This window comes from Streptomyces flaveolus, from assembly GCF_044765825.1.
GTDB lineage: Bacteria > Actinomycetota > Actinomycetes > Streptomycetales > Streptomycetaceae > Streptomyces > Streptomyces flaveolus.
Genome location: NZ_JBIWKU010000002.1, coordinates 822,760 through 847,517 on the forward strand (window position 1 = coordinate 822,760; position 24,758 = coordinate 847,517).

Consider the following 24,758-nt stretch of genomic DNA (forward strand, 5'->3'; position numbering starts at 1 on the left):
TGGCCGCGGCCTGCTTGGCCATCACGTGCCACACCAAAGCTCCGCCCGTCTTTTCCGGGCCCACGCACATTTCGTACATGACCGGCCTCCCAGCCTGGACGCCGCTGACACACTCCAGGAGACACCGGATCGGCCGTCACCAATAGCGCGCGGGGGCCATTCGGGTGACGGCCGGTTCGCTCCTTAGGGCCTACGACGCACCCGGACGGATAGAAACGATCAGCCAATCAGCCCTACATCGGTGGGTGTGTGACGTGGCATCGACGCAGCCGGTCAGGCTTGCGGTGCCCCGGTCCGATGGCGACTCGGACCGAACCGATCGCTCCGGCCCCGGCGGCACCGCGCCGTCGCACGGGACGGGTGCTCGTCTCGTGGCCACGACCGACCACGAGCGCATCGGCCACCTCTGCCTCATCACGTCGTTCGGGTTCTTCCTCGTCGCCGGGGCGCCGGCCATGTTCGTCCGGGCCGAACCGACCCGGCCGGGCTCGCAGTTGCTCTCCCACGAGCAGTACAACCAGGCCTTCACGACGCACGGCACGATCATGCTGCTGCTGTTCGCCACCCCGGCCTTCGCCGGATCGCCGACGCGGTCGTGCCGTTGCAGATCGGCGCGCCCCGCCTTCGACCTGCACCGTCCCGGCCTCGCGCGGAGGGACCAGAAGGAGACGACCGGGCGCCGCGACGCCGGGGAGCCCGGCGAGTGACGGGCCGCCAGGGCCGCGTACGCCGATGATGACGACGACGCCGCGCGGCCTGGGTGCCCCGGTCCGCCTCGCGGACACCTCCGGTGCCGTCCCGCCGGTGCCCGGGTGAACGCCCGCACGAGGGGTACTCCCCGCTTCCACGAGGATCCGGGCCGGCCGGGTCCGGCGAGTACTCCCGGAGAGGAGCACGCCGATGTCCCCGTCCCCCGACGACCGTCTGCGGATCCACTTCATCGGCAACGCCACCGTGCTGCTCCGGTACCGGGGGCTGAGCCTGCTGACCGATCCGAACTTCCTCCACCGCGGGCAGCGTGCCTACCTCGGTCACGGCCTCACCAGCCGCCGTCTGACCGAGCCCGCCCTCGACCCCCGCGACCTGCCGGACCTGAACGCCGTACTGCTGTCCCATCTGCACGGCGACCACTGGGACCGGGTGGCCCGGCGTCGGCTGTCCCGGTCGCTGCCGATCGTCACCACCCCGCACGCCTCCCGCCGGCTCCAGGGCCTGCACGGATTCCACCGGGCCGTGGGACTGCGCACCTGGCAGCAGGAGACCGTGCGGCACGGAGACGCGCAGGCACGCGTGACCGCGCTGCCCGGCCGCCACGCCGGGCACCCGGCGCTGCGGCGCCTGCTGCCGCCGGTGATGGGCAGCCTGCTGGAGGTCGGGCCGGCCGACGCGCCGCCGCTGCACCGGCTCTACGTGTCCGGGGACACGCTGCTCTTCGACGGCCTGGACGAGATCGCCCGCCGCTTCCCCGACCTGGACCTGGCGGTGCTGCACCTGGGCGGCACCACCCTGCCGGGCGGCTTCGTGGTGACCATGGACGGACGCCAGGGCGCGGAGCTGGCGCGGCGCCTGAACCCCCGACAGATCCTGCCGGTGCACTACGACGACTACACGGTCTTCCGCTCGCCGCTCGACGCCTTCCTCGCCGAGGCCGACCGCAGGGGGCTCGCGGACCGGATCGTGCACTGCCGGCACGGTCAGCAGGCGACCTTCCGTCCGGGCGGGGGACCGCCCGTCGTGACGTAGCGCGGGCACCGCCGGGACCCTGACACTTGTGAGGGACCCCCGCGCGCCGGTTCTCCCTACAGTGCTGAGTGCACACCGGATGCCGTCCGACGGCCAACCACCACAGGGCGGCACATCAGGACAGGGGGAATCACACATGACCGTTCGCCCGTTCACCAGGGTCGCGCTCGTCGGGGCCGGGGCGCTGGCGCTGTTCGGCCCGCTCACCGCCACCACCGCCCTCGCGGCCTCCGACGCCGGTCGGGGCGGCGACCGGGTCCTGGCCGCGCCGTACGCGGTCGAGCCCTACGAGACCGTCAACGTCCGCTCCGGGCCCGCCCGTTCCTACGCCAAGGTCGGCTCCGTCGTGGCCGGTCAGCCGCGCGGCGCGTACTGCTGGACCCGCGGCGAGACCATCAGCGACAACGGCTACACCAACAACGTCTGGGTGAAGCTCGTCGAGGGCTATGTGAGCGCCGTCTACCTCAAGGGCGACGAGTACGGGGACCTGCCGGCCTCCGCGACCTGCTGACCGGCACGGCCCGACACCGGGCCCGCGGGGCCCGCACACCGACCGACCACATGGGGGACCACATCATGGGGGACACACACATGAAGCGACTGCTGCGCCGCTCCGCCACCGTGCTGGCGGCGGCCGCGCTCACCGCCGGGGCGCTCGCCGCCACGGCCGAGGCCGCCCCGGCCACGGTGAGCGGCGGCGACCCGTCGCTCACCGACGTCTACATCTGGGCCGGCGACGTCAACCTGCGCCAGCAGCCGACCACCGGCTCCAACGTGCTGGCGGTCCGCTCGCACTACTGGCTGGACGCCGTCTGCCAGCAGCGGGGGCAGTACGTGTACGACCCGGCCGTCGGCGGCAACAGCTGGTGGACCGCGGTGCAGGAGTTCGCGGGCAGTGACATCGCCTGGGTGAACAACCTGTACCTGCGGGGCGGCGAGAAGATCGCCGGCGTGCCGGACTGCTGACCGGGCCGCCGGAGCACGGGGTGGGGCGGGCCGGGACGACCGGCCCGCCCCTCGCGTGTCAGTACAGCTTGTTCACGGCCGTGACGGTGGTGGCCTTGAAGTCGGCCACCTGCGCGTGCTCGAAGGTTCCCATCTGCCCCCACTGCACGACGGTGACGGTGGTGCCGTCCCGGCCGACCGAGAACAGGCCGATGTCGGAGGAGCCCCACGAGGAGACCGTGCGGACGCCGTAGACGTGGGCGCCGTCCGCCACGTTCAGCCGGCCGTAGTACTTCTGCGTGGCGGTGATGTCGGGGTACTGCTCCATCACCTTGCGCGCGCAGTCGTCGAGGTCCGCGCGGAGCAGGGCCGCGAATTCCTTCGCCCGCTTCGTGCTGCGCTCGACCACGGTGACCTGGAGGGCGCCGGTGTCGTACTCGGTCCAGTACCGGCGGTGGGAGGCGATGGACGGCAGCGCCTCGCCCACGCACATCGGCAGCGGGTCGGGCTGCCCGGCGGTGACGGGTCCGGCGTACCAGTCGGAGGCGGGGTGCGGCGGCAGTTCGGACGGTTCCAGGAAGGCGGGCTCGGCGGAGCCGGATGTACCGTAGCCGGGCGTGGCCGCGGTGGCCGGGACGGCGGCGACGGCCACCGCCGCGCCGGCCGCCAGTGCGGCCGCGGCGATACGGACTCCTCGGGTGCGGACGGGCATGTGTCCCCCATGTCGGTTCATCGGTGCCGGTCGGTGTTTCCCCCAGTACGACCCGACATGACCGCGATGGGTTGCCCTCTTCCTCCGCAACGGATTCGTCCCGGATGTCACCGCCGGGCAACAGCGGCGGCGGTCGCGCCGGTCAGCCGGCCGTGTTGTCCGTGCGCAGCCGCACCTGTTCCTCCAGGCGCCGCAGGCTGGTGTCGAGGGCGTCGGCCACCGCCTGCCCGCCCGGGTCGTGGCTGCCGTCGAAGAACGACAGGTGCACGGTGACCTCGCTGGCCCCGGCGTCGAGGCCGGCGACCTGCAGCCAGCCGGCGTAGCTGCCCTGGTCGCGGGTGCCCCATTCCAGCCGCATCTGCTCGGGCCGGGCGCTCAGCAGCGCGGAGGTGTCCTGGTCGCTGCGGTCCTCGTGCACGGTGACGGCGGGCGGTTCCTCCACCTCCACGTGCAGCTCCCGCGGGAGCCAGGTGTCCAGCTGACCGACGTTCGCGGCCTGGTCGAAGACCTGCTCGGGCTGTGCGGGCATGGTGCGGGAACGCTCGTACTCGGTCATGGGGCACCACTCCTCATCGCTAGTTTCGTCCGACGGACCGCGTGCCCGGTCCCCGGCGGCCGAAGCGTCCCGCGGCCGATCCGCTCGGCGCGCGCGCCCCGGCGCACGGTGCCAGACTGCTGCGCAGTGCGCCCGACCCGGCGGTCACTCGAAGAGGGGAGACGAGGTGTCGACGTCAGAGGCGAGCGACGCGCTGCTGGACTTCCTCGCCGACCCGGACCACCTGACGCTGGACCTGGCCACCGCCGTGACCCGCTGCTCCAAGGCGCTCGGGCTGCAGCACGCCGTGGTCTACCTCGTCGACCTCCAGCAGCGGCAGCTCGTCCCGCAGACCGATGTCGCCTCGGCGGTCCCGGTCGACGGATCGCTGGCGGGCTGGGCCTACCGCACGCAGTCGCTGCGGGTGGAGGAGGCGGAGTCGGGCGGGGTCATCGCCTGGTACCCGCTGCTGGACGGCGCGGAGCGGCTCGGGGTCCTGGCCGTGAGCCAGGCGGCTCTCACGTCGGCCTCGCTGACCCGCGGCAGGGCGCTCGCCTCGCTGCTGGCCATGATGATCACCTCGAAACGGGCCTACGAGGACTCGTACGTGCGGCGCATCCGCACCGAGCGGATGCAGCTGCCCTCCGAGATGCTGCGCGCCTTCCTGCCGCCCCGCACCATCGGCGACGGCCAGGTGGTGTCGACGGCCGTCCTGGAGCCCGCCTACGAGATCGGGGGCGACGCCTTCGACCACTCGCTGACCGAGACGACGCTGCACGTCACGGTCCTGGACGCGATGGGGCACGACCTCGCCTCCGGGCTCACCAGCGCGGTCTCGCTGGCCGCCTGCCGCAACGCCCGGCGCAACGGCGCCGAACTGTCCGAGCTGGTGGCGTCCGTCGACGACACGCTCTCCCGCTGGCTGCCGGACCAGTTCTGCACGGCGTTCATCGCCCAGCTCGACCTGGCCACCGGCATGCTCCGGTGGTGCAACTGCGGCCATCCGGCGCCCATCCTCATCCGCGACCACCGGCTGATCACCGACGCCATGGAGCGCGACGCCGACCCGCCCATGGGCGTGCCGTCCCAGCTCACCTCCCAGCCGCGCCAGACGCACGAGATCCGTCTGGAGCCCGGGGACCGGGTGCTCGTCTACACGGACGGGGTCACCGAGGCCCGCAGCCGGGAGGCGAAGCTGCTGGGACTCGAACGGTTCGCCGACTACGTCATCCGGGCCACGGCGGGCGGGGAGCTGGCGCCGGAGTCGATGCGCCGTCTGATCCACTCGATCCTGGACAGCCAGGAGGACCGGCTGCGGGACGACGCGACCCTCCTGATGTTCGAGTGGCGGCCCCGGGCCGACTGACGCCCGGGGCGCTTGCCGCCCGGCGATTCACACGCGGTGGCCGTGGGCCCGCAGCCAGCCCTGCACGGTGTCCTTGTCCGACGGGCTGATGCGCACGGGCCCTTCCACGTACGGTCCCTCGTCCTCGGTGAAGCCGGTGTCCGTGATCCGCGCGGTGACCCATGTGGCCAGGTCCTGCGCGGCCCGCTCCGGCAGGGCTCCTCGTTCCCAGCCGGCGCGGGCCGTTCGGGCCGCGGCGGGGTCGTGCCGCGCGGTCTCGTCCAGCCACGCCGCCACCAGCCGCTCGACGGTCCGGCGGTCCGCGTCGTCCTGCTGCCGCTGCTGCTGCTCGTTCATGACGTCCGGGTGCCCGGAATCGGCCGGGCACTCCCGGGCAGGCGAGCGGTAGGGCCTCGTGTCGGTGATGCCACGCCGGGTACCCGCAACGGCGTGACGACCGGTCCGGTCCGTAAAAGGCGACAGCCCGGAGAGGGGACAACGATGACGCAGCCCGCCGACGATCACGTTCTCGATCGGCGCGCCGGTGTTTCCGAGCTTCGTCCGGCGGCGGGGGACCCCCGGCCGTCCGGCCGTGACGACGGACTCCGTGAGGAACTCCCGGTCGACCGCAACCAGGCCATCCTCCAGGCCGCCAAGCAGGTGGGCGCGATCCTGAAGAAGGAGGGGCAGCGGTTCGCCCTCGCCGGCAGTGTCGCCGTGTACGCGCACGGCGGCACCCAGAACCTCCAGCACGACGTCGACTTCTGCATCCGGCCCGAGGACGCGGAAGCCGTCGCCCGCACCCTGCGCGAGGCGGGCCTCGACGTCTACACACCGCCCGAGGACTGGCTGCTGAAGGCCAACTGCCTGGGACAGCAGGTCGACCTCATCTTCGAACTGGCGCACCAGCCGGTCACGGCGGAACTGCTGGACCGGGCCCAGGAACTCTCCGTCGACTCGGTGCTCATGCCGGTCCTGTCGCCGACCGACCTGCTGCGCGGTCTGCTGGCCGCCTTCTCGGAGCACCACTGCGACTTCGGGGCGGTGCTGCCCATCGCCCGCACGCTGCGGGAGAAGATCGACTGGGACGAGCTGCGCCGCGACTGCGGCGACGCTCCGATGCCCGCCGCGTTCTTCTTCATCCTCGAACGGCTGGAGATCATCTCCCCGGCCTCCCCCGCGAAGGAGGAGCACCGATGAGCGACCCCGTCGCACACCAGGGGCCCGCCGCGAGCGGACCCGCACCCGCCGCCGAGAACGTCGAGTACCGCGTCGCCCACCTCCAGGAGCGGCTCGCCGCCGAAGAGCTCGGCGAGCTCGGGGTGCGGGCCGAGATCCGGGCCGGGGCCGTCGCGGTCACCGGCACGGTGCCCTCCGCGCAGTGCCGCGACACGCTGCTGCGGGTCGTGCGCGAGGAGCTGGCGGGGGTCACCGTGCACAGCGACGTCGTGGTGGCCGACACCACCCGCCCCGACCACGCCGAGGAGCTGTGATGATCCGCGTCGCCGCCGTCGGAGACATCCACATGGGCCTCGACAGCCAGGGACTGCTGCGGCCCGCCTTCGAGACCCTGCCCGACTGCGCGGACCTGCTGCTGCTCGCCGGGGACCTCACCCGGCACGGCACGCCGGAGGAGGCCCGGGTGGTGGCCCGGGAGGTGCGCGGCCTGCCGGTGCCGGTGGTGGCCGTCCTCGGCAACCACGACCATCACGACGAGCAGCCCGAGAAGGTCACCGCCATCCTCCAGGACGCCGGTGTGACGGTCCTGGAGGGCGAGGCGACGGTCGTGGAGTGTGCCGGGAACCGGGTCGGGATCGCCGGGACCAAGGGGTTCGGCGGCGGCTTCGTGGGCCGCAGCGCCGGGGAGTTCGGCGAGCCGGTCATGAAGGAGTTCGTGCGCACCACCCGCCGCTCCGCGGACAGCCTGCACGCCGCGCTCAAGGAGCTGGACGACCAGGGCTGCGCGGTGCGGGTCGCCCTGACGCACTTCTCCCCCGTGGCCGACACCCTGGCCGGTGAGCCGCCGGAGATCCATCCTTTCCTCGGCAGCTATCTGCTGGCCGAGGCGATCGACACCGCCGGCGCGGACCTCGCGGTCCACGGCCACGCGCACCTGGGCACGGAGCACGGCATGACGTCGGGCGGGGTGCGGGTGCGCAACGTGGCCCAGCCGGTGATCCGCCGGGCCTTCAACGTCTACCAGCTCGGCGCGGCCTGAGGTCCCCTCAGCGGCTCAGGAACGGCCGACGCGGTCCTCGGTCGTCCGCCCCAGACAGGTGACGTCCGCGGGATCCAGGCCGGCCGCCCGAATCTCGTGGAAGCCCAGACGGTCGTAGAAGGCGCGGGCGGGGACGTCGGCCGTCGCCATGACCAGGTGGACGGACGGCACCCCGCGCTCGCGCAGCGCCCGCCAGAACGTGCGCATGAGCTCCCGTCCGTGTCCGCGGCCCTGCCGCTCGGGGAGCAGGTCGATGTGCAGATGGGCTGGATAGACGGCCAGTTCGGGCACGATCATGCGCTCGGGGTCGTGCAGCAGGGTGGCCATGAGCTCGTCCGGGGTACCGGGCGGTCCGTCCGGCGCCGGATAGCGGTCGGCGACCCGCGGCAGCCATTTCGCGCGGAACTCCTCGGCGAAGCGCGGGGTGTCCGCCGTACCGAGGATGTAGCCCACGGCCCGCCCCTGCCCGTCGTCCAGCACGAAGGCCAGGTCCGGGTCGAGGTGGACGTAGGGGGCGGCGAAGACGGCGGGCAGGACGGTGGGGTCGGCGTAGACGGGCCGGCTGTCGCGGCCGTTGTGGGCGGTGCGGATGCAGATGTCGTCGAGGGCCGGTGCGTCGGCGGGGCGGTAGGGGCGTACGGCGGCAGTCGGGGTCACCGCAGCATCCTGCCCGTCTGGGAGCGCTCCCACAACCCTCGCGCATGGGTCCGTGGCGAGCGGGTACCCGCCGCCCGCCAGTGGCACGGAACCCGGGCGGAGGCCTGTATGGAGGAGCCGGCGGACCGGATCGCGCATCCCTGGGGCGGTCCTCGCGGAGGGCGTGGCCCCGGGGGGCGGTGCAGTGGTGGGTACGGTCCGCGTCGATCCTGCACCGCGTGGAGGGACGGCGGTCTTCCCGGACCTCGCCTCCGCCTGCCACCCGCGGACGCTGCGCCAAATGCGCTGGACCAACACCATGATCAAGAACCTGTCGCCGCAGATCCTCCCCACCCTGTGACCTGCGGGAAACCCGTCCGGCCCGGTGGCGACGGCCGCCGGGTCCGCACCCGGCGCCGAATGGCGCCGCCCGGCCGGGGCACCTGATGATCCCGGTAGACACCACACCCTTGGCAAACCCTGGAAGAGAGCGTCATGAGTCTCTTGCGTATGGCCGGCCGGCCGATGCTCGCCTCGATGTTCGTCGCAGGCGGCCTGCACTCCCTGCGCCGTCCCCAGGACGTGGCGCCGCTGGCAGAACCCATCACCCGGCCCGTGACCGACCGCGTGGCCGCACTGCCGGAGAGCACCGAACAACTCGTACGGCTCAACGGTGCCGTACAGGTGGTGGGCGGCATCATGCTCGGACTCGGCAAGTTCCCCCGGCTGTCCGCACTGGCCATCGCCGCGACCCTGGTGCCCACCACACTGGCCGGGCACCGCTTCTGGGAGGCGGAGGATCCGGCCGACCGGGCCCAGCAGCGCATCCACTTCCTCAAGAACGTGTCCATGATGGGCGGCCTGCTGATCGCCGCGGACGACACCGGGGGCGCGCCCTCGCTGATGTGGCGGGGCCGGCACGCCGCCAAGGGACTGCGGCACGAGGCCCACACGGTGCAGCGCTCGGTCCGGGCCGTGGCACGCCCCGCGGCGGCGGCCGGCAGCGTCCGGTCCAGGCTGGGCTGCTGACCGGGCATCGGCCCAGCGTCCGCGAGGGGACCCGACGCCCGTGGCGGGTCCCTACCCCCGACCGTCACGAACCGACTGGAGATGGAACATGGGACACGGTGGAAACGTCATCGACGAGCTGACGACCGATCACCGCGAGGTCGAGGAGCTCTTCGGAAAGATCGAGGCGCTGCCGGCCGGTCACAAGGACCGCAAGCTGTACGCCGATCAGGTGACGATCGAGCTGATCCGGCACTCGGTGGCGGAGGAGGCCTACCTCTACCCGGCCGTTCGCGAGCACGTGCCGAACGGAGGCGCCCTCGCCGACAAGGAGCTCGAGGACCACGCCGAGGCCGAGCAGATCATGAAGGACCTGGAGGGCTGCAAGGCGGACGACGCCGAGTTCGACCGGTTGATCGGCAAGCTGATGAGCGAGATCCGGGCCCATGTCGCCGACGAGGAGGGCAACCTCTTCCCGAGGCTCCGCGAGGCGTGTCCGCCCGAGGCCCTGGACCAGCTGGGCGACAAGGTCCGGCAGGCCAAGAAGACGGCGCCGACGCGGCCGCACCCCTCCGCCCCGGACAAGCCCCCGATGAACAAGCTCCTGGCACCGGGCGCCGGCATGGTCGACCGGGTGCGGGACGCGCTGACGGGCCGGGGCAAGTCCGGCTGACGGCACGAGAACGCAGGACAGAGGAAGGGGCCCGTCGACGACGGGCCCCTTCCTCTGTCCCTCCGGCGCACTCACCAATCCCCCGCGCGCTCCCTCGTCACCGTCGTCGGCACCGGTTCGGGCCGGTCCCGGAACGCCGCGACGGTGCGTTCCAGGCCGTCCTGCCAGGTCACGCCCGGCAGCCAGCCGAAGATCTCGCGGGCGAAGCCGGTGACCGGGCGGGGCGGCACGGGCCGGTCGCCCGGCGCGTCGACGAAGACGAGCGGTGAGTCGGAGCCGGTCAGGTCGATCACGCGCCGTGCGATCTCGACGGCCGTCGGTTCCTCGTCGCCCCCGAGGTCCACGGGCCGTACCGAGCGGCCGGCCGCGACCAGCAGCACGCCGTCGACCAGGTCGTCGACGTAGCACAGGGGGTGTCCGAGGCTGCCGTCCCCGGCGACGGTGACCGGCTGCCCGGCCAGCGCCTGCTCGATGAAGGCCGCCGGCAGTCCGCCGTCGTCGGTCCGCATGCCGGGCCCGTAGCCGGTGAACAGCCGCACGATCCCGGCGTTCGAGCCGTGGCCGCCCGCGTGCGCGGCGACCAGGGCCTCGGCGAACCGGACGGCCTCGGCCCAGGCGCTGTGCGGGCCGACCGGGTCGGCGTCGTGGCCCGGGTCCGCGTGACGCGGGCCGGCCGGGAGGTACGGCGGTGAGGAGGCGAGCAGGAACCGCGCGCCGTCCCGTGCCGCGACGGCCAGGGCGGCACGGGTGCCGAGGCTGCCCGCGTCGAGCAGCTCGACGGGCCGCTCGGGCCAGGCGGCGGGGGACGGGGGGCCGGCCAGATGCAGGACCAGGTCGTACGGGCCGGTGAGGGCCTGAGCGCAGCCGGGCTCGGAGATGTCCCGCTCCAGGAAGCGGAACCCGGGGCGGCCGGCCAGATGGGCCACCTTCTCGGCCCGCCCCGTGGAGAGGTTGTCCAGGCAGTCGACTTCGACGTCCGAATCCAGCAGGCGGGTGCAGAGGTGGGAGCCCAGGAAGCCGGCACCGCCGGTCACCAGGGCCCGGCCCCACGGTGCGCGGGCCCTGTCGTACGAGGTGAACGTCGCCATCGGCATCATGAGGAGACCGTCCTTCCTCCGCGCTGCGCCGGCGGAACGCGTGACGAGCGGGCCCCGGGTGCCCCACCGAGTCGCTTTCATGCTCTGACGCCTGCCGTACCCCTCCGGTACGCCGTCGTCGCGCGGGTCACGGACGCGCGGCACGCTGTGGCGGCCGTCACGAGTACCGGGACGGTCACTCCGAGCAGCCCGCGACCTGTGATCAACCACACTCACGCGGCCAAGCAGCCTGCGTGCTCTGCCATTTCGCGTCCGCAGGACCGGCGTCGCACGGTCGGCCGTCATCGACTCGGCCGCCCCTTCTGCCACGATGGTCGGCGCCGTGTCCCGGCTCATCGGGGTGGCCGCGCAGTGCAGCCGGCGTCCTCACTCCCGTGTTCCTGTCCCTTTCGGGTCTTACGACTCGCCTTCGAGTGGCGCACTGTGTCTTCCTCTCCACCCCCAGCTCCGCCGGCCCCTGCGCCGCCTCCCGCACCGGCTCCGTCCGCGTCGGCGTCCCGCTCACCGTGGCGTTCCCTGCGGCACCGCAGCATGCGCTGGTGGTCCGTCGCGAACTTCGTGTCGAACGCCGGCACGTGGATGCAGCTCACGGTGCAGAACCTGCTGGTCCTGCAGATCACCGGGTCCGCCGCCGCGACGGGCCTGTCCATGTCCGTTCAGGCCGCGCCCGCGCTGCTGATCAGCGTGTTCGGCGGCGCGGCCGTCGACCGCTGGCCGCGGAAACTGACCGCCGCGGTCAGCCAGGCGCTGCTCGGCGCGGTGGCGTTCGTGACGGCCCTCCTGGTGGCTCTGGACCGCCTCGACATCACCTCCCTGATGGTGCTGGCCGCCGTCACCGGCGTCATCGCCACCGTCGACGGCCCGGCCTGCTCCCTGCTGGGCAACGACCTCGTCCCGCCCGAGGACGTTCCGTCCGCCATCGGGGTGGGCGCGCTGGTGCACCAGGCGGGCCGCCTCACGGGCGCCGCGCTCGCCGGTGTGACGGTCGGCTTCCTCGGTACGGCCGCCGCCTACGCCGCGAACGGGCTGTCGTTCCTGTTCGTGGCATCGGTCATCCCCTTCCTCCGCCCCGCCCGCGGGGCCGTCCGGACGGCCGGGGCTGCGGTGCGCGCCGCGCGGGGCCGGCGTGACGCGGACGGCGGCATGAGCGTGCGGGAGGGCCTGGCCTTCTTCGTACGCCGTCCCCGGCTGCTCGCGCTGGCCGGCGTGACCGGTGTCAGCGCCGTCTTCGGGCGCAACTACCAGCTCACTCTGGCCGTGCTCGTCACCGGGCCGCTGGCGGGCGGTGCGGGCTCGTTCGGCACGGTCTCCACCGTCCTGGCGGTCGGCGGCATCGTCGGCGCGGTCCTGGGTGCCCGACTGCGCCGGCCCTCGGTGCGGGTCGTGGGCGCACTGGCGGCGGCGGGCGGTCTGCTGCAGGTGGTGGCCGGGCTGTCACCGTCGCTGGCCGTCCTGCTGGTGATGGTGCTGCCGATGGCGGTGGTGGAGTCCGTCTCCGACACCGCGGGCACGGCGGTCCTGCAGACCGACCCGCCCGCGCACCTGCGGGGCCGGGTCCTCGGGGTGTGGGGCAGCGTCGGCACGGTGTGGAGCCTCGGCGGGCCGCCGGTGCTGGGCCTGCTGATGGAGCTGGCCGGGGCGCGTGGCGCGCTGATGGCGGGCGGCCTGATCATCGCGGCCACGATCGGCGCGGGGTATGTGCTGCATGCCCGCAGGCCGGCGCGCGCGGTGCTGGAAGGGGCAGCCACCCCGGCGACGCCGGAGCCGCCGACGCGGGCGGCGCTGGGGACGGCGGCGTGACCCTGCGGGGCGGGGGGCGAGGTTGTTTCGGCACCCGGCGTGGGTGCGGGTCGCGTGGCCCGGCGTTGCGGGGTGCCCGGCGCTGAGGCTGGCCGGGGGCGGGTCGCGGGCCCGGCGCTGCCGGGTGCCGCTGCGCCCACCCGTGCCGCCCCAGCGGCACGACTGCCCGCAGCTATGGCGCCATGGCAGCGGACGCCGCACCACCCCCGGAGGCACCCGCACAGGCCGCCGCAGGCATCCCACCCCACCGCCGGTCAGGCGACCCGTGCCTGACCCAGCCCGAGTCGGTCGATGAGTTCGTCCAGGTGCAGTTCCGCCACGGACGCCAGCAGGTCCGGGTGGCGCAGCAGCGCCGCCGCCCTCCGGTCGCCTTCGTCGGGCGCGAGCAGGCGGCGGAACTCGACCGCCGTCCCGGCGGCCGGACCGGCCTCGGCGAGCGCCGTAACGGCCAGGGCGGCCAGTTCCGGGTCGGTCAGCAGACAGGCCGCCCAGCTCGTCACGACCTCGTCCACCCAGGTCCGCCAGGCGTACTCGTCCATGTCGGCGGCCGGCGTGCCGTCCACCCCGGTGATCCAGTCGAGGCGGCCGGACCCGCCCGGACCCGACATGGACATCAGCGCGGCGTCCATCGGCGTGGGATAGCGCAGCCGCGCCGCGACCGTCACGGCCTGCCGCGCCTGCGCCTCGCACAGGGCGGAGGCCAGCGCGCCGCCGGACGCCGGATAGGCGCACGTCAGCCACTGGGTGGTCGCCGCGATCACGGGGGAGAGATCTGCTTGCACTGCCGGACCGTCCGAACTGCTCGTCGTGGGGACAGGGACCCCGGCCCTCGCGAGGACCCGGGGTCCTGGGACGGGAAGCCCGCGGAAACCGTAGCCCGCGACGCACCGCGCCGGACATGGCCCGGGCCTCCTCCACGGCGTGGCCTCGGACACATCCGGCCCGGCACCGCCCGGCCGGACGTGACCCGCCCTTACCGAGCGGTGTCATCCTTGGACCCTGCCGATCACCGGGTGCCCGCCCGGTCACTGGTGTGGAGGAGAACCCCCTGAGTACCGCCCTCGTCCCCGAGGCCTTCTCGGTCGTCCTGCTGCTCGCCGTCCTGGCCTTCGCCGTGCTGCGCCCCCGTGGGCTGCCGGAGGCCGCGGCCGCCGTACCCGCCGCCGCGCTGGCCGTGGTGCTCGGCTTCGTCACACCGCACGAGGCCTGGGACCAGACGCGCACGCTGCTGCCGGTCGTCGGCTTCCTCGCCCTGGTCCTGATGCTGGCGTACCTGTGCGCGAAGGAGGGCCTGTTCGAGGCCGTCGGCGCCGCGGTGGCCCGCCGGTGCGGCGACAGTCCGCGGCGGCTGCTGACGGGCGTGTTCGCGGTGGCCGCCGCGGTCACGGCCGTGCTCAGTCTGGACGCCACCGTCGTCCTGCTCACCCCCGTGGTTCTCGCCACCGCGGCTCGGTCGGGCGCCCGGGCACGTCCGCACGTGTACGCCACGGCGCACCTGGCGAACTCGGCGTCCCTGCTGCTGCCGGTCTCGAACCTGACCAACCTGCTGGCGTTCGCGGCCAGTGGGCTGAGCTTCACCCGGTTCGCCGCGCTGATGTCCCTGCCCTGGCTGGCCGCGATCGCCGTCGAGTACGTCGTGTTCCGCCGCTTCTTCCGCGCCGACCTGTCCGTGCCCGCGGCCCTCCCCGCACCCGTCCCCGCGTCCGCCGCGAAGCCGGGAACCGGCGCCGGTCCCGGCGACGGGCCGCCCGTTCGGGTCCCGGATCCCGCTGTCCCCCGGTTCACCGTCGTCGTCCTGGCCCTCACCCTGGCCGGCTTCGCCGTCGCCTCGCCGGCCGGGCTGGAGCCCGCGTGGGCGGCGCTGGCCGGGGTCCTGGTGCTCGGTGTGCGGGCGCTGTCGCGGCGCCATGTCACACCTCGGGAGCTGGTGGGCGCCGCCGCCCCGTTGTTCTGCCTGTTCGTGCTGGCCCTGGGCATCGTGGTGCAGGGTGTGGTGGCGGGCGGCCTCGCCACGGGGCTCGGGCACCTGCTGCCCGAGGGTCACTCGCTGTTGGCGCTGCTGGGCGTGGCGACCGTGGCCGCGGTGCTGGCCAACCTCATCAACAACCTGCCGGCCGTCCTGGCACTGCTCCCCCTGACCGCGCCCGCCGGACCGGGCCCCGTCCTCGCCGTGCTGATCGGCGTGAACCTGGGCCCCAACCTGACCTACGTCGGCTCGCTGGCCACCCTGCTGTGGCGGCGTGTCCTGCACCGGCACGGCGTCGAGGCGGACCTCGGCCGGTTCACCCGGCTCGGCCTGCTCACCGTCCCGGCCACGCTGGCCGTCTCGACGGTGGCGCTGTGGGGCATGCTGCGCCTCATCGGACCGTGACACCGCCCGAGACCCGCACCCGCACCCGCACCCGGCGGATCACCGCCCGCGTTCACCGGATCCCGCGTTCACCACGCTCCGCCGGTGACGGTGGGACGCCGTACGGCCTCGGCGGCGTCCCGCAGGTGCAGGGCCACGGTGATCAGGGCGCGCAGGGCGGAGGGGCGCAGGCTCTGGGCGCTCTCGGCGGCCAGCACCAGCAGGCAGCCGGCGGCCTGCTCGACCACCGGGACGGAGAACGCGAAGTCGTCGCCGTCGGCACCGCGGAACGCGCGCCAGGGGGTCGCGGCGCCGTCGATGGCCTTCTGTACCGCGTGCTCGAGATGCTGTGCGGCCTGTTCGCACACGGGGGCCGGCAGGACGATGGTGCGGTGGAACGCTGAACTGGTCATAGTCTCACTGCTCCCCCGATCCCAGGGTGTTCCCTCGGCGCCGTGAGCGTTTTTCACCGGGTCGGCGGTGCGGCGGCCGTAGTCTGGCCGCCATGTCTCACGCACCCTCGCCGTCGGCCGCCGCGGCCCGGCTCACCGGCCGGGCGGTCACCGGTGAGCGCCGGCTGTCCGGGACGCTCGCCGAAGTGGACCTCGACGACGGACGCGCGGTGATGGTCAAGCGCGGGGAGGGCGCCGGGGCGGCACGGGCCGAGGCCGCGGGGCTGCGCTGGCTGGCCGGCGCGGGCGCCGTCCGGATCCCGGCGGTGCACGGCGACGACGCGTACTGGCTGGTCACCGACCGGGTCGCGCAGGGACCGGCGAGCGGGGAGGCGGCGGCGCGGTTCGGCCGGGAGCTGGCGGCCCTGCACGCCGCCGGGGCGCCCGCGTTCGGGTCCCCGCCGCCCGGCGGGCCCGTGGAGGCGTACATCGGGCTCGCCCCGATGCGCAATGTCACGGGGGACGCCTGGCCGCGGTGGTACGCGGAGCACCGGGTGCTGCCGTATCTGCGCCGCGCGGTCGACGCGGGCACCGTGCGGGCCGCGGAGGCGGCCGACGTGGAGCGGGTGTGCGAGCGGCTGCCCGAGCTGGCGGGACCCGCGGAGCCGCCCGCACGCCTGCACGGCGACCTGTGGAACGGCAACGTGCTGTGGGGCGCCGACGGGCACGTCCGGCTGATCGATCCGGCCGCGCACGGCGGTCACCGTGAGACCGATGTGGCGATGCTGCGCCTGTTCGGCTGCCCGCACCTGGAGCGGATCCTGGACGGCTACCGGGAGGCGGCGCCGCTCGGCGACGGCTGGGCGGGCCGCGTCGGCGTGCACCAGCTCTTCCCCTTGCTGGTGCACGCCGTGCTGTTCGGCCGCGGCTACGCCGAGCAGGCCGTGGCCGCGGCCCGGGCCGCCCTGGCCGGGTGACCGGCAGGGCGGCCCGTGCGGTGACGGTCGTCGTCAGCGGGTCACGACGTGCCGTTCGTCGGGGACGCAGTGGGTCATCGTCAGGCCCTCCACGTCCCGCGGCGGGTTCTTGCCGAGGTTGGCCAGGCGCTCGCGGTCCTCGTCGGTGAGATCCTGACTCGCCAGCGGCTCCAGGTGCCTGACGTCCTGCGGGCTGATGCCGATGCCCTCGCCGACCCGCAGGCCGAGGTCGTTCTCGACCAGCAGGAGGTGCCAGACCATGCGCTCCTGGACCGGCCGGTCGCACTGGGAGAGCAGGTCGATGAAGTTCGCCACCAGGTCGTCGCGCTCCCACTGCTCCATGAGCAGATAGCGCTGCCCGGCCTGGAGGTAGTCGTTGGTGCGCGGGATGCGCTTGCGGGTGAGCCGGCCGCGGATCTCCGGTCCCTGGTCGTCGTGCGTGGCGTACTGGGCCTCGCGCAGGCCGCCGGTGATCGACGGCTCGTAGTTGACGATCGGGTTCTCGCCGCCGCCGTCCACGTGGTAGGTCATCTGGCCGTCGCGCTGGTTGGTGCGCACCTGAGCGTTCTTGGCCTGGTTGACGGGCAGTTGGAGGTAGTTGGGGCCGACCCGGTAGCGCTGGGTGTCGCTGTAGGAGAAGGTGCGGCCGACGAGCATCTTGTCGTCGGAGAAGTCCAGGCCGTCGACGAGGACACCGGTGCCGAAGGAGATCTGCTCGTTCTCGGCGAAGTAGTTCTCCGGCATCCGGTCGAGCACCATCCGGCCGACGGGCTTCGGCGGGAACTCCTGCTCGGGCCAGACCTTGGTGTCGTCCAGCGGGTCGAAGTCGAGCTCCGGGTGCTCGTGGTCGTCCATCATCTGGACCCGCAGCTCCCACTCGGGGTAGTCCCCGCGCGTGACCGCGTCGTAGAGGTCCTTGGTGGCGTGGCCGAGGGACTGGGCCTGGACGTTGGCCGCGTCCTCCTCGGTCATGCTGCGGACGCCCACCTTGGGGATCCAGTGGTACTTGACCAGGACGGTGTGGCCCTCGGCGTTGACCCACTTGTAGGTGTTGACGCCGAAGCCCTGCATGTGGCGGTAGTCCGACGGGATGCCGCGCGGGCTGAACAGGTTGACCAGCATGTGCATCGACTCGGGCGTCTGCGACATGAAGTCGAAGATGCGCCGCGGCTGCTGTTCGAACGTCACCGGGTCCGGCTTGAGGGCGTGGATGACGTCCGGGAACTTGATCGCGTCCCGGATGAAGAAGACGCCCAGGTTGTTGCCGACGAGGTCCCAGTTGCCGTCCTCGGTGTAGAACTTCACGGCGAAGCCGCGCGGGTCGCGGGCCGTCTCCGAGGAGTCACGGCCACCGATGACGGTGGAGAACCGGACGGCCACGTCGGTGCGCTTGCCCCGCTCCTGGAACAGCTTGGCCCGGGTGAAGCGGTCGATGGGCTCGTCGCCCCAGGCGCCGTAGGCCTCGAAGTACCCGTACGCGGTCACGCCGCGGGCGTGCACGACGCGCTCGGGGATGCGCTCCCGGTCGAAGTGGCTGATCTTCTCCAGGAACTGATAGTTCTCCAGCGTGGCGGGGCCGCGGGCACCGACCGTGCGCTGGTTCTGGTTGTCGTGGACGGGGTGCCCCTGTCGGTTGGTGAGCACCTTCCGGTCGTCGCCCGGGCCGGGTCCCTGGCTCGATACGTCCGTCATGGTCGTGGACTCCTTCGACTCGTGGCCGCCGTCGGACGCGGCCCTGAGCTGCGAGGCGGCCGTCGGCCGCGCACATGGGCGGCCCGGGTACCCGGGCACACGGTGTCCGTCACACCCCAGTTTGCGCAGCTTCCGCGGCGGTGTCGTGCGGGCCGGTGCGACAGGACGAGGCCCCACGTCCGCGGCGCGCGGGGGCCGGATGGCCGCGGCACGCCGAAGGCCCGGTCACCGCGTCGTGACGGTGGCCGGGCCCCGGGGGGCGGCGGATTCGCCGTCAGCCGCCGTTCAGGCGGGCGCGCAGCAGCCCCTTGCCCAGTTCGGCTCCCTTGCGGCTGTCCGCCTGCGCCTTGCGGAACAGCTCCGCGACCTCGGTGTCCTTGGTGCGCTCGGCGTCCTGGATGTACGTCTCCAGGCGCAGCGCGTTGTTCAGGCACGACTCGACGTACCAGATGAGGTTGTAGTCCTTGTCCTGCGTGCCGGTCACACCGCCGGTCTCCGTACCGCTGGTCATGCGGGCCTCCTCTTCGAGGTGTTCGTCCGGGGTCCGGGGCCGGGTACCCGGGCCGCAGCGGGGCACACGACGTCGCCGGGGCCGGCACCACGGACACTGTGATGTCCCACTGGGCCACATGTCCCACTGGGACATTTTCGGTGTACGCTCGGAGACATGAAGGCAGCGAAGCCCCCCACCGCCCCCGAGGACCGGCGGCAGCGCAAGGCGCGGCAGACCCGCGACGCGCTGGCCACCGCCGCCTGTGACCTGATCCTGGAACAGGGGCCGGCGGGGACCACGGTGGAGGCCATCGCCGAACGGGCGGACGTCACCCGCCGCACGTTCAGCCGGCACTTCGCCGGCAAGGAGGACGCCGCCCTCGACTTCGTCCGCCGCGACGGTGACCGCATCAACGCACTGCTGCGCCTCCGTCCGGCCGACGAGCCGCCCCTGCTCGCCTATCGCAGAGCGGTGCGCGACTGGCTGGCCGACCGGGACGACCCGGCCTGGCACGTGCGCCCCCGGATGCGCCGGCTGCTGTCCCTGGTGGACAGCGAGCCCGACCTGTTCGCCGCCTACCAGCGCATCCGCGTCGACGCCCAGGAGGAGTCGATCCGGATCGTCGCCGACCGGCTCGGCACCGACGACGCCCGGGACGTGCGCCCGGCCGCGATCGTCGACGCCGCCGCCGGAGTCCTCGTCGCCGCCCTGCGCCTGTGGGCGCGCGGTACCGAGGAGGACCCGGGAGCCGCAGACCTCGCCGCCCTCGTGGAGCGGGCCTACGACGCCCTGACCTCGGAGGCCGCGGCCGCGGTCCCCGACAGCACCACCGAAGAGTGAGAGCAAGCACCATGAGCACCACTGGCACCGCCCCCGCCGCCCCCGAGTTCGCCGGCCGCACGGCCCTCGTCACCGGCGCCGCGTCCGGCATCGGCCTGGCCACCGCCCGCCGCCTGGGCTCCGGCGGGGCGAACGTCGTCATCGCCGACTACAACGCCGAGGGCGCCGAGAAGGCCGCCGCCGACCTGACGGCGGAGGGCATCCGCGCCGCCGCCGTCGAGCTGGACGTGACCCGCCCGGAGTCCGTCGAGGCCGCCGTGCGCTTCACCGTCGACACCTTCGGCGGCCTGGACCTCGCCGTGAACAACGCCGGCATCGGCGGCCCGAGCGCCCCGACCGGCGAGTACGACATCGAGGCCTACCAGCGCGTCGTGCGCACCAACCTCGACGGCGTCTTCTACTCGATGCGCTACGAACTGCCCGCCATACAGGCCGCCGGCAACGGAGGCGCCATCGTCAACGTCGCCTCCATCCTCGGCTCCGTCGCCTTCGCCGGCTCCCCCGCCTACGTCGCCGCCAAGCACGGTGTGGTCGGGCTGACCAAGGCCGCCGCCGCCGAGTACGCCGCCCAGGGCATCCGCGTCAACGCGGTCGGCCCCGGCTTCATCGACACCCCGCTGCTCAAGACCATGGACGAGGCCGCCTACAACGGCCTGGTCGCCCTGCACCCGGCCGGCCGCCTCGGGCGTTCCGAGGAGGTCGCCGAGCTGATCGCCTTCCTGCTGTCGGACCGGGCGTCCTTCGTCGCCGGCAGCTACCACCTGGTGGACGGCGCCTACACCGCCGTCTGATCCCGCGCCGCGCACAGGGCGGTCACGGGGGACGCAACCACGGGGGACAGAACAGAGGAGTTCGGCCATGAAGGCACTGCAGTACCGCACCATCGGGGCCCCGCCCGAGGTGGTCACCGTCCCCGACCCCGAGCCCGGCCCCGGCCAGGTCCTGCTGAAGGTCACCGCCGCCGGGGTGTGCCACTCCGACATCGCGGTGATGAGCTGGCCCGCCGAGGGCTTCCCGTACGAGCTTCCCCTCACCCTCGGCCACGAGGGCGTCGGCACGGTCGCCGCGCTGGGCGCCGGGGTGACGGGTCTCGCGGAGGGCGACGCGGTCGCCGTGTACGGCCCCTGGGGCTGCGGCACCTGCGCCAAGTGCGCGCAGGGGAAGGAGAACTACTGCCTGCGCGCCGAAGAGCTGGGCATCCGCCCGCCGGGCCTCGGCCGGCCCGGCTCGATGGCCGAGTACCTGCTCATCGACGACCCGCGGCACCTGGTCCCGCTGGACGGGCTCGACCCCGTCGCGGCGGTGCCGCTGACGGACGCCGGGCTGACGCCGTACCACGCGATCAAGCGGTCGCTGCCCAAGCTGGTCCCCGGCTCGACGGCGGTGGTCATCGGCACCGGCGGCCTCGGCCACGTCGCCATCCAGCTGCTGCGCGCCCTGACGTCCGCCCGGGTCGTCGCCCTCGACGTCAGCGAGGACAAGCTGCGCCTCGCCCGTGAGGTGGGCGCGCACGAGGCGGTGCTGTCCGACGCGAAGGCGGCGGACGCGGTGCGCGAGATCACCGGCGGCCTGGGTGCCGAGGCCGTGTTCGACTTCGTCGGGGTGGCACCGACCGTGCAGACCGCCGGCGCCGTCGCGGCCGTCGAGGGCGATGTCACGCTGGTCGGCATCGGCGGCGGGGCCCTTCCCGTCGGCTTCGGTCTACTGCCCTTCGAGGTGTCGGTCAGCGCCCCCTACTGGGGCAGCCGCAGCGAGCTGATCGAGGTGCTGGACCTGGCCCGGTCGGGTGCCGTGTCGGTGCACACCGAGACGTACTCCCTGGACGACGCCCCGCTCGCCTACGAGCGGCTCCACTCGGGCCAGGTCGCCGGACGCGCGGTGATCCTCCCGCACGGCTGACCGGGCCCGCCCCTTCGCCACGGCCCCGGCCGCTGCCCGGCCGGGGCGAACGGCAGCAGGGGGCGCGACCGGTCCCCCGTTCCGGTCGTGCCCCCGCGGCCCGTCGAATCTATGTGGACGGCCGGCCGGTTGTGAATCGTCTCGCTGCCCACTGCCGGGCCATTTGGACTCACCCGTGCACGGGTGAGTCCGGATGGCCCGGTTTCGTCCCGTGCAGGCTCGGCCGGTCGAGGTCACCCAGGGCCAGGTGGGCCAGTACCACCTCGTACAGGTCGCTGCCGGCGGCGAGCAGCTGACGCTCCAGGACGGGTTCCGCGCTGCGGACGTGCTCCCGCACGGTCTGGGCGTGGACGCCGAGCCTGCGGGCGGCCCGCTCGGCGTTGCCGCCGACGGCGATCCAGGTGCGCAGGGTGCGGCGCAGGTTCCTGGCGTCGGTCTCCAGCCGGCCGAGCAGGTCACCGGCCCAGGTGCGCAGCGCGGGTCCGGCCAGGAGGTCGGTGAGGCAGGCCCGGCCCGGAGCGGCCGCGTTCTGGCCGGGGCCCGTCCCGAGGGCGGCCTGGGCGTTCAGGGCGAGGTGGACGGTGGCGCGGACGGTGAGGTCGGCGAAGTCGGTGCGCAGCAGGCCCTCGACGCGGTCCATGCGGGCGCGGACCGTGTTGCGGCTGACGCCGAGGATCTTGGCCGTGTTGACGGCGGTGAACTCCAGGCCGAGCCGGGTGGTGGCGAGCAGTTCGGCGCGGGTGTGGTGCGGCAGGCCGTCGAGCGGGCGCAGCACGCGGGACGTCCAGTCCCCCAGCGTGGCCGGGTCCATCAGGCGCTCGGGGCGGGTCCGCTCGGCGTACACGGCCGCCTTCCCGGGACGGAACCGGGCGACGGCCAGGGCGCTCACGGCCTGCCCGTACGCGACGGCGGTGCGGGCGAGCCTCTGCCGGGCGCTGCCGCCGAGGAAGACGCCGGGGGTGCGGCCGACGAGCGACCGCAGCGCCTCGCCGGACGCGTCACGGGGCGTCAGGACGATGACGTGGCCGTCCATGGCCGGGCAGCGCACCACCAGGGCCCGTTCTCCCGTCGCCGACAGGCACTCCTCGGCGAGGCGGTCGCGGTCCTCGGGGACGCTCTCCATCACGTAGACGCACGCCGTGTCGGTGTCGAGGAGGCCGGGCCAGAGTCCGGCGGCCACCCGCCGCGCGGAGACGGTGTCCTCGACCATCAGCAGTTGCAGGATGGCCAGGCGCAGGTCGGAGGTCGCCCGCCGCAGCCTACGTCCGGCGGCGACGGACTCGTGTTCCGCCAGCAGGAGTTCCACCACCTGGGCGGTGTGCGTGACGATGTCGGCGGCCCGCCGGTCGAACGGCAGGCCGCGGGCCACCGCGAGGACGGCGGCCGGTGCCGGGTGGCCCCGCTCCACCCGGACCAGGCGCAGGTGGCGGCCCCGGTCCTCGAGGGCGGCGGAGGCGATCCGGCCGGCGGTGATGTCCGCGACCAGGTACTGGTCCAGCGGAGTACGGGTCCCGGCCAGGAGGCGGCCGGTGCCGTCCTGCAGCGTCACGGCCGCGTCCACGGCTCCGGCGAGCCAGGTCACCACTCTGCGTACGTCGCGTCCGGCCGGCCGCAGGTGGCCGAGCAGTTCCTCCGCCCACCCGGCGTGCCCGCCGGTCCTCGCGTTCCGCTGCCCTGTCCCGTCCTCGCGGCCCGCCACGTCGGCCTTCTCCTCGCCTCGCCTCACTTTCGGCCCGAGTCGGGGACGTTACCGCATGCTCGTCCACGGCGCCGAGTACGCAGGCGGCGGCCCGGACGGCCCAGCCCGCGCGGCCTGCGGGACATGCCCGGCGCCGTGGCGTCGACCGGGTGTGCTCGGTCCGGGTGCGCGGGCGGCATAAGCTCGCTGAATGGCGAAGTACTTCGACGTGCACCCCGAGAACCCCCAGCCGCGCAGCATCGCCCAGGTCGCCGACAGCGTCCGCGCGGGCGCGCTGATCGCGTATCCCACGGACTCCTGTTACGCGCTGGGCTGCCGGCTGGGCAGCCGCGACGGGACCGACCGCATCCGGTCGATCCGGCACCTGGACAACCGGCACCACTTCACCCTGGTGTGCCAGGACTTCGCGCAGCTCGGCCAGTTCGTGCAGATCGACAACGACGTGTTCCGGGCGATCAAGGCGTCGACCCCGGGCAGCTACACGTTCATCCTGCCCGCGACGAGGGAGGTGCCGCGCATGCTCCAGCACCCGAAGAAGAAGACCGTCGGCGTGCGCATCCCCGACCACGTCGTCACCCAGGCGCTGCTGGCCGAGCTCGGTGAGCCGCTGCTGTCCAGCACGCTGCTGCTGCCCGACGAGGCGGAGCCGATGACGCAGGGCTGGGAGATCAAGGACCGGCTCGACCACGTGGTGGACGCGGTGATCGACTCCGGGGAGTGCGGCACCGAACCGACCACGGTCGTCGACTTCTCCGACGGGGAGGCGGAGATCGTGCGCCGGGGCGCCGGCGACACCACGCGGTTCGAGTAGCGGGCCGGCCGCCGGCCCCGGGGGCGCGCACCGCACCCCGGTGGCCGGCGTGCCACGATGGCCATGATCCGCCGGCCGCCCGGCGGACCGGACGCCGAGACCCGACCGAGAGGGCAGCCCCGCCATGACCGCCGTAGAGGGCAACGTTGTCGACATCCCCACCGACGACGGAACCGCCGACGCCTACCTCGCGCACCCCGGTGACGGGAACGCCCGTCCCGCGGTCCTGTTGTACATGGACGCCTTCGGGCTGCGCCCGCAGCTGAGGGCGATGGCCGACCGGCTGGCCGGCGAGGGCTACACGGTGCTGGTGCCGAACGTGTTCTACCGGCACGGGCGGGCGCCGGTCGTCGAGCTCCCCGAGTTCATCGACCCGGGGGCGCGCCCGGAGATCTTCCAGCACCTCGGTCCGATCATGAAGTCGCTCACGCCGGACCGGGCGATGCGGGACGCGGACGCCTGTCTGCGGTGGCTCGCGGACTGCGCCTCGGTCGCCGACGGCCCGGTGGGCGTGACCGGCTACTGCATGGGCGCCGCGCTCGCCCTGCGCACCGCGGGCACGTACCCGGACCGGGTCGCCGCCGCGGCCGGCTTCCACGGCGGGAACCTGGCGACCGAGGGTCCGCAGAGCCCGCACCTGGTGGCCGGGAACGTCACCGCCGAGCTGTACTTCGGGCACGCCGACCGGGACCCGGGCATGCCTGCCGAGCAGCAGGAGCGCCTGGAGGCGGCCCTGACCGGGGCGGGCGTCCGCCACCGCTGCGAGGTCTACGCGGGGGCGCACCACGGCTACACGCAGGCCGACACCGCCGCGTACGACCCGGAGGCGACCGAGCGGCACTGGCAGGAGCTTCTCGGCCTGCTGAAGCGGAACCTCTGACCGTCGCCCGGCC

The 24,758-nt window shown here is 73.7% G+C and carries 28 protein-coding genes and 1 pseudogene; 19 read left to right on the top strand and 10 right to left on the bottom strand.

Annotation, left to right across the window (positions count from 1 at the left end; genetic code table 11):
* Window positions 1-297: 297 nt before the first annotated feature.
* The 4 genes and pseudogenes from ACIRG6_RS09160 to ACIRG6_RS09175 form a co-directional block, all read left to right on the top strand.
* Window positions 298-619 (top strand): annotated as a pseudogene (locus ACIRG6_RS09160) (cbb3-type cytochrome c oxidase subunit I); the annotation flags it as partial.
* A 281-nt stretch (window positions 620-900) separates the two neighbouring features.
* Window positions 901-1,743 (top strand): MBL fold metallo-hydrolase, encoded by an 843-nt coding sequence (locus ACIRG6_RS09165; protein ID WP_403321749.1) that lies wholly within the window; start codon window positions 901-903, stop codon window positions 1,741-1,743.
* 136 nt (window positions 1,744-1,879) lie between these two features.
* Window positions 1,880-2,254 carry an SH3 domain-containing protein gene (locus ACIRG6_RS09170; protein WP_364820604.1) on the top strand — a complete coding sequence of 125 codons (375 nt, stop codon included), beginning with the start codon at window positions 1,880-1,882 and terminating at the stop codon, window positions 2,252-2,254.
* A gap of 65 nt (window positions 2,255-2,319) precedes the next feature.
* On the top strand, window positions 2,320-2,709 hold the full coding sequence (locus ACIRG6_RS09175; RefSeq protein WP_350726532.1) for a peptidase M23: 390 nt from the start codon (window positions 2,320-2,322) through the stop codon (window positions 2,707-2,709).
* Between the two features lie 58 nt (window positions 2,710-2,767).
* Here the strand turns inward: ACIRG6_RS09175 and ACIRG6_RS09180 are convergent, their stop codons facing one another.
* The gene (locus tag ACIRG6_RS09180; protein WP_403321752.1) at window positions 2,768-3,400 is read right to left on the bottom strand and encodes a hypothetical protein; all 633 of its coding nucleotides are present in this window, start codon (window positions 3,398-3,400) and stop codon (window positions 2,768-2,770) included.
* 142 nt (window positions 3,401-3,542) lie between these two features.
* On the bottom strand, window positions 3,543-3,956 hold the full coding sequence (locus ACIRG6_RS09185) for an SRPBCC family protein (protein ID WP_318217098.1): 414 nt from the start codon (window positions 3,954-3,956) through the stop codon (window positions 3,543-3,545).
* A 166-nt stretch (window positions 3,957-4,122) separates the two neighbouring features.
* On the opposite strand from ACIRG6_RS09185, the gene ACIRG6_RS09190 reads away from it, so the two are divergent.
* Window positions 4,123-5,301, top strand: coding sequence for a PP2C family protein-serine/threonine phosphatase (locus ACIRG6_RS09190; RefSeq protein ID WP_403321754.1), 1,179 nt, complete (start codon window positions 4,123-4,125; stop codon window positions 5,299-5,301).
* A gap of 27 nt (window positions 5,302-5,328) precedes the next feature.
* Here ACIRG6_RS09190 and ACIRG6_RS09195 read toward each other — a convergent pair whose 3' ends face one another.
* Window positions 5,329-5,637, bottom strand: coding sequence for a hypothetical protein (locus ACIRG6_RS09195; RefSeq protein ID WP_318217100.1), 309 nt, complete (start codon window positions 5,635-5,637; stop codon window positions 5,329-5,331).
* 144 nt (window positions 5,638-5,781) lie between these two features.
* Here ACIRG6_RS09195 and ACIRG6_RS09200 point away from each other — a divergent pair, with 144 nt between their 5' ends.
* Genes ACIRG6_RS09200 through ACIRG6_RS09210 form a run of 3 tightly spaced genes read left to right on the top strand, consistent with a single transcriptional unit; the run spans window position 5,782 to window position 7,498 of the window.
* Window positions 5,782-6,480 carry a nucleotidyltransferase family protein gene (locus ACIRG6_RS09200; protein ID WP_403321755.1) on the top strand — a complete coding sequence of 233 codons (699 nt, stop codon included), beginning with the start codon at window positions 5,782-5,784 and terminating at the stop codon, window positions 6,478-6,480.
* Window positions 6,477-6,773, top strand: coding sequence for a BON domain-containing protein (locus ACIRG6_RS09205; protein ID WP_364820607.1), 297 nt, complete (start codon window positions 6,477-6,479; stop codon window positions 6,771-6,773). The genes ACIRG6_RS09200 and ACIRG6_RS09205 overlap by 4 nt, the downstream gene beginning before the upstream one ends.
* Entirely contained in the window at window positions 6,773-7,498 is a 726-nt protein-coding gene (locus tag ACIRG6_RS09210; protein WP_318217103.1) for a metallophosphoesterase family protein, read from the top strand. Before ACIRG6_RS09205 ends, ACIRG6_RS09210 begins: the two co-directional genes overlap by 1 nt.
* Before the next feature lie 15 nt (window positions 7,499-7,513).
* Here ACIRG6_RS09210 and ACIRG6_RS09215 read toward each other — a convergent pair whose 3' ends face one another.
* A complete protein-coding gene (locus ACIRG6_RS09215) occupies window positions 7,514-8,155 on the bottom strand; it encodes a GNAT family N-acetyltransferase (RefSeq protein WP_403321758.1) in 642 nt (213 codons plus the stop codon).
* Between the two features lie 187 nt (window positions 8,156-8,342).
* Here ACIRG6_RS09215 and ACIRG6_RS09220 point away from each other — a divergent pair, with 187 nt between their 5' ends.
* From ACIRG6_RS09220 to ACIRG6_RS09230, 3 genes are all read left to right on the top strand, one after another.
* The gene (locus ACIRG6_RS09220) at window positions 8,343-8,495 is read left to right on the top strand and encodes a hypothetical protein (protein ID WP_364684328.1); all 153 of its coding nucleotides are present in this window, start codon (window positions 8,343-8,345) and stop codon (window positions 8,493-8,495) included.
* Window positions 8,496-8,629: 134 nt separating this feature from the next.
* Window positions 8,630-9,163, top strand: a complete 534-nt coding sequence (locus tag ACIRG6_RS09225) for a DoxX family protein (RefSeq protein WP_364684254.1) — start codon at window positions 8,630-8,632, stop codon at window positions 9,161-9,163.
* 88 nt (window positions 9,164-9,251) lie between these two features.
* Window positions 9,252-9,815 carry a hemerythrin domain-containing protein gene (locus tag ACIRG6_RS09230; protein ID WP_225630585.1) on the top strand — a complete coding sequence of 188 codons (564 nt, stop codon included), beginning with the start codon at window positions 9,252-9,254 and terminating at the stop codon, window positions 9,813-9,815.
* Between the two features lie 71 nt (window positions 9,816-9,886).
* Here ACIRG6_RS09230 and ACIRG6_RS09235 read toward each other — a convergent pair whose 3' ends face one another.
* A complete protein-coding gene (locus ACIRG6_RS09235) occupies window positions 9,887-10,912 on the bottom strand; it encodes an NAD-dependent epimerase/dehydratase family protein (RefSeq protein WP_403321761.1) in 1,026 nt (341 codons plus the stop codon).
* A gap of 531 nt (window positions 10,913-11,443) precedes the next feature.
* On the opposite strand from ACIRG6_RS09235, the gene ACIRG6_RS09240 reads away from it, so the two are divergent.
* Window positions 11,444-12,712, top strand: coding sequence for an MFS transporter (locus ACIRG6_RS09240; protein WP_403321764.1), 1,269 nt, complete (start codon window positions 11,444-11,446; stop codon window positions 12,710-12,712).
* Window positions 12,713-12,966: 254 nt separating this feature from the next.
* Here ACIRG6_RS09240 and ACIRG6_RS09245 read toward each other — a convergent pair whose 3' ends face one another.
* Window positions 12,967-13,494 (bottom strand): hypothetical protein, encoded by a 528-nt coding sequence (locus ACIRG6_RS09245; protein ID WP_318217110.1) that lies wholly within the window; start codon window positions 13,492-13,494, stop codon window positions 12,967-12,969.
* A gap of 251 nt (window positions 13,495-13,745) precedes the next feature.
* Between ACIRG6_RS09245 and ACIRG6_RS09250 the strand changes: the two genes are divergently transcribed.
* On the top strand, window positions 13,746-15,083 hold the full coding sequence (locus ACIRG6_RS09250; protein WP_403321766.1) for an arsenic transporter: 1,338 nt from the start codon (window positions 13,746-13,748) through the stop codon (window positions 15,081-15,083).
* A gap of 68 nt (window positions 15,084-15,151) precedes the next feature.
* Here the strand turns inward: ACIRG6_RS09250 and ACIRG6_RS09255 are convergent, their stop codons facing one another.
* Window positions 15,152-15,475, bottom strand: coding sequence for a hypothetical protein (locus ACIRG6_RS09255; RefSeq protein WP_318217112.1), 324 nt, complete (start codon window positions 15,473-15,475; stop codon window positions 15,152-15,154).
* 92 nt (window positions 15,476-15,567) lie between these two features.
* Between ACIRG6_RS09255 and ACIRG6_RS09260 the strand changes: the two genes are divergently transcribed.
* Window positions 15,568-16,431 carry a fructosamine kinase family protein gene (locus tag ACIRG6_RS09260; RefSeq protein WP_403321769.1) on the top strand — a complete coding sequence of 288 codons (864 nt, stop codon included), beginning with the start codon at window positions 15,568-15,570 and terminating at the stop codon, window positions 16,429-16,431.
* A gap of 33 nt (window positions 16,432-16,464) precedes the next feature.
* On the opposite strand, the gene ACIRG6_RS09265 is transcribed toward ACIRG6_RS09260, so the two are convergent.
* Window positions 16,465-18,123 carry a catalase gene (locus ACIRG6_RS09265; RefSeq protein WP_364684264.1) on the bottom strand — a complete coding sequence of 553 codons (1,659 nt, stop codon included), beginning with the start codon at window positions 18,121-18,123 and terminating at the stop codon, window positions 16,465-16,467.
* A gap of 274 nt (window positions 18,124-18,397) precedes the next feature.
* Complete coding sequence (locus tag ACIRG6_RS09270; protein ID WP_364684266.1) at window positions 18,398-18,634, bottom strand: hypothetical protein; 237 nt, start codon at window positions 18,632-18,634, stop codon at window positions 18,398-18,400.
* A gap of 156 nt (window positions 18,635-18,790) precedes the next feature.
* Here ACIRG6_RS09270 and ACIRG6_RS09275 point away from each other — a divergent pair, with 156 nt between their 5' ends.
* The 3 genes from ACIRG6_RS09275 (at window position 18,791) to ACIRG6_RS09285 (ending at window position 21,355) form a co-directional block, all read left to right on the top strand.
* Window positions 18,791-19,456: a TetR/AcrR family transcriptional regulator gene (locus ACIRG6_RS09275; protein ID WP_351141271.1), complete on the top strand. Its 666-nt coding sequence runs from the start codon at window positions 18,791-18,793 to the stop codon at window positions 19,454-19,456.
* Window positions 19,457-19,467: 11 nt separating this feature from the next.
* Window positions 19,468-20,247, top strand: coding sequence for an SDR family NAD(P)-dependent oxidoreductase (locus ACIRG6_RS09280; RefSeq protein ID WP_364684269.1), 780 nt, complete (start codon window positions 19,468-19,470; stop codon window positions 20,245-20,247).
* A 67-nt stretch (window positions 20,248-20,314) separates the two neighbouring features.
* Window positions 20,315-21,355 carry an NAD(P)-dependent alcohol dehydrogenase gene (locus ACIRG6_RS09285; RefSeq protein WP_364684271.1) on the top strand — a complete coding sequence of 347 codons (1,041 nt, stop codon included), beginning with the start codon at window positions 20,315-20,317 and terminating at the stop codon, window positions 21,353-21,355.
* A gap of 169 nt (window positions 21,356-21,524) precedes the next feature.
* Here the strand turns inward: ACIRG6_RS09285 and ACIRG6_RS09290 are convergent, their stop codons facing one another.
* Complete coding sequence (locus ACIRG6_RS09290; RefSeq protein WP_364684273.1) at window positions 21,525-23,054, bottom strand: helix-turn-helix domain-containing protein; 1,530 nt, start codon at window positions 23,052-23,054, stop codon at window positions 21,525-21,527.
* A 190-nt stretch (window positions 23,055-23,244) separates the two neighbouring features.
* Here ACIRG6_RS09290 and ACIRG6_RS09295 point away from each other — a divergent pair, with 190 nt between their 5' ends.
* Window positions 23,245-23,865 carry an L-threonylcarbamoyladenylate synthase gene (locus ACIRG6_RS09295; RefSeq protein WP_403321773.1) on the top strand — a complete coding sequence of 207 codons (621 nt, stop codon included), beginning with the start codon at window positions 23,245-23,247 and terminating at the stop codon, window positions 23,863-23,865.
* Between the two features lie 124 nt (window positions 23,866-23,989).
* Window positions 23,990-24,745: a dienelactone hydrolase family protein gene (locus tag ACIRG6_RS09300; RefSeq protein WP_365023083.1), complete on the top strand. Its 756-nt coding sequence runs from the start codon at window positions 23,990-23,992 to the stop codon at window positions 24,743-24,745.
* The last annotated feature ends 13 nt before the right edge of the window (window positions 24,746-24,758 follow it).

Coding starts and splice junctions, on each gene's coding strand:
- ACIRG6_RS09265 (WP_364684264.1), bottom strand. CDS start 18,123: ATGACGGACGTATCGAGCCAGGGACCCGGCCCGGGCGACGACCGGAAG.
- ACIRG6_RS09255 (WP_318217112.1), bottom strand. CDS start 15,475: ATGACCAGTTCAGCGTTCCACCGCACCATCGTCCTGCCGGCCCCCGTG.
- ACIRG6_RS09200 (WP_403321755.1), top strand. CDS start 5,782: ATGACGCAGCCCGCCGACGATCACGTTCTCGATCGGCGCGCCGGTGTT.
- ACIRG6_RS09170 (WP_364820604.1), top strand. CDS start 1,880: ATGACCGTTCGCCCGTTCACCAGGGTCGCGCTCGTCGGGGCCGGGGCG.
- ACIRG6_RS09260 (WP_403321769.1), top strand. CDS start 15,568: ATGTCTCACGCACCCTCGCCGTCGGCCGCCGCGGCCCGGCTCACCGGC.
- ACIRG6_RS09270 (WP_364684266.1), bottom strand. CDS start 18,634: ATGACCAGCGGTACGGAGACCGGCGGTGTGACCGGCACGCAGGACAAG.
- ACIRG6_RS09300 (WP_365023083.1), top strand. CDS start 23,990: ATGACCGCCGTAGAGGGCAACGTTGTCGACATCCCCACCGACGACGGA.
- ACIRG6_RS09205 (WP_364820607.1), top strand. CDS start 6,477: ATGAGCGACCCCGTCGCACACCAGGGGCCCGCCGCGAGCGGACCCGCA.
- ACIRG6_RS09295 (WP_403321773.1), top strand. CDS start 23,245: ATGGCGAAGTACTTCGACGTGCACCCCGAGAACCCCCAGCCGCGCAGC.
- ACIRG6_RS09285 (WP_364684271.1), top strand. CDS start 20,315: ATGAAGGCACTGCAGTACCGCACCATCGGGGCCCCGCCCGAGGTGGTC.
- ACIRG6_RS09235 (WP_403321761.1), bottom strand. CDS start 10,912: ATGATGCCGATGGCGACGTTCACCTCGTACGACAGGGCCCGCGCACCG.
- ACIRG6_RS09180 (WP_403321752.1), bottom strand. CDS start 3,400: ATGCCCGTCCGCACCCGAGGAGTCCGTATCGCCGCGGCCGCACTGGCG.
- ACIRG6_RS09175 (WP_350726532.1), top strand. CDS start 2,320: ATGGGGGACACACACATGAAGCGACTGCTGCGCCGCTCCGCCACCGTG.
- ACIRG6_RS09280 (WP_364684269.1), top strand. CDS start 19,468: ATGAGCACCACTGGCACCGCCCCCGCCGCCCCCGAGTTCGCCGGCCGC.
- ACIRG6_RS09165 (WP_403321749.1), top strand. CDS start 901: ATGTCCCCGTCCCCCGACGACCGTCTGCGGATCCACTTCATCGGCAAC.
- ACIRG6_RS09240 (WP_403321764.1), top strand. CDS start 11,444: ATGCGCTGGTGGTCCGTCGCGAACTTCGTGTCGAACGCCGGCACGTGG.
- ACIRG6_RS09230 (WP_225630585.1), top strand. CDS start 9,252: ATGGGACACGGTGGAAACGTCATCGACGAGCTGACGACCGATCACCGC.
- ACIRG6_RS09185 (WP_318217098.1), bottom strand. CDS start 3,956: ATGACCGAGTACGAGCGTTCCCGCACCATGCCCGCACAGCCCGAGCAG.
- ACIRG6_RS09210 (WP_318217103.1), top strand. CDS start 6,773: ATGATCCGCGTCGCCGCCGTCGGAGACATCCACATGGGCCTCGACAGC.
- ACIRG6_RS09275 (WP_351141271.1), top strand. CDS start 18,791: ATGAAGGCAGCGAAGCCCCCCACCGCCCCCGAGGACCGGCGGCAGCGC.
- ACIRG6_RS09195 (WP_318217100.1), bottom strand. CDS start 5,637: ATGAACGAGCAGCAGCAGCGGCAGCAGGACGACGCGGACCGCCGGACC.
- ACIRG6_RS09225 (WP_364684254.1), top strand. CDS start 8,630: ATGAGTCTCTTGCGTATGGCCGGCCGGCCGATGCTCGCCTCGATGTTC.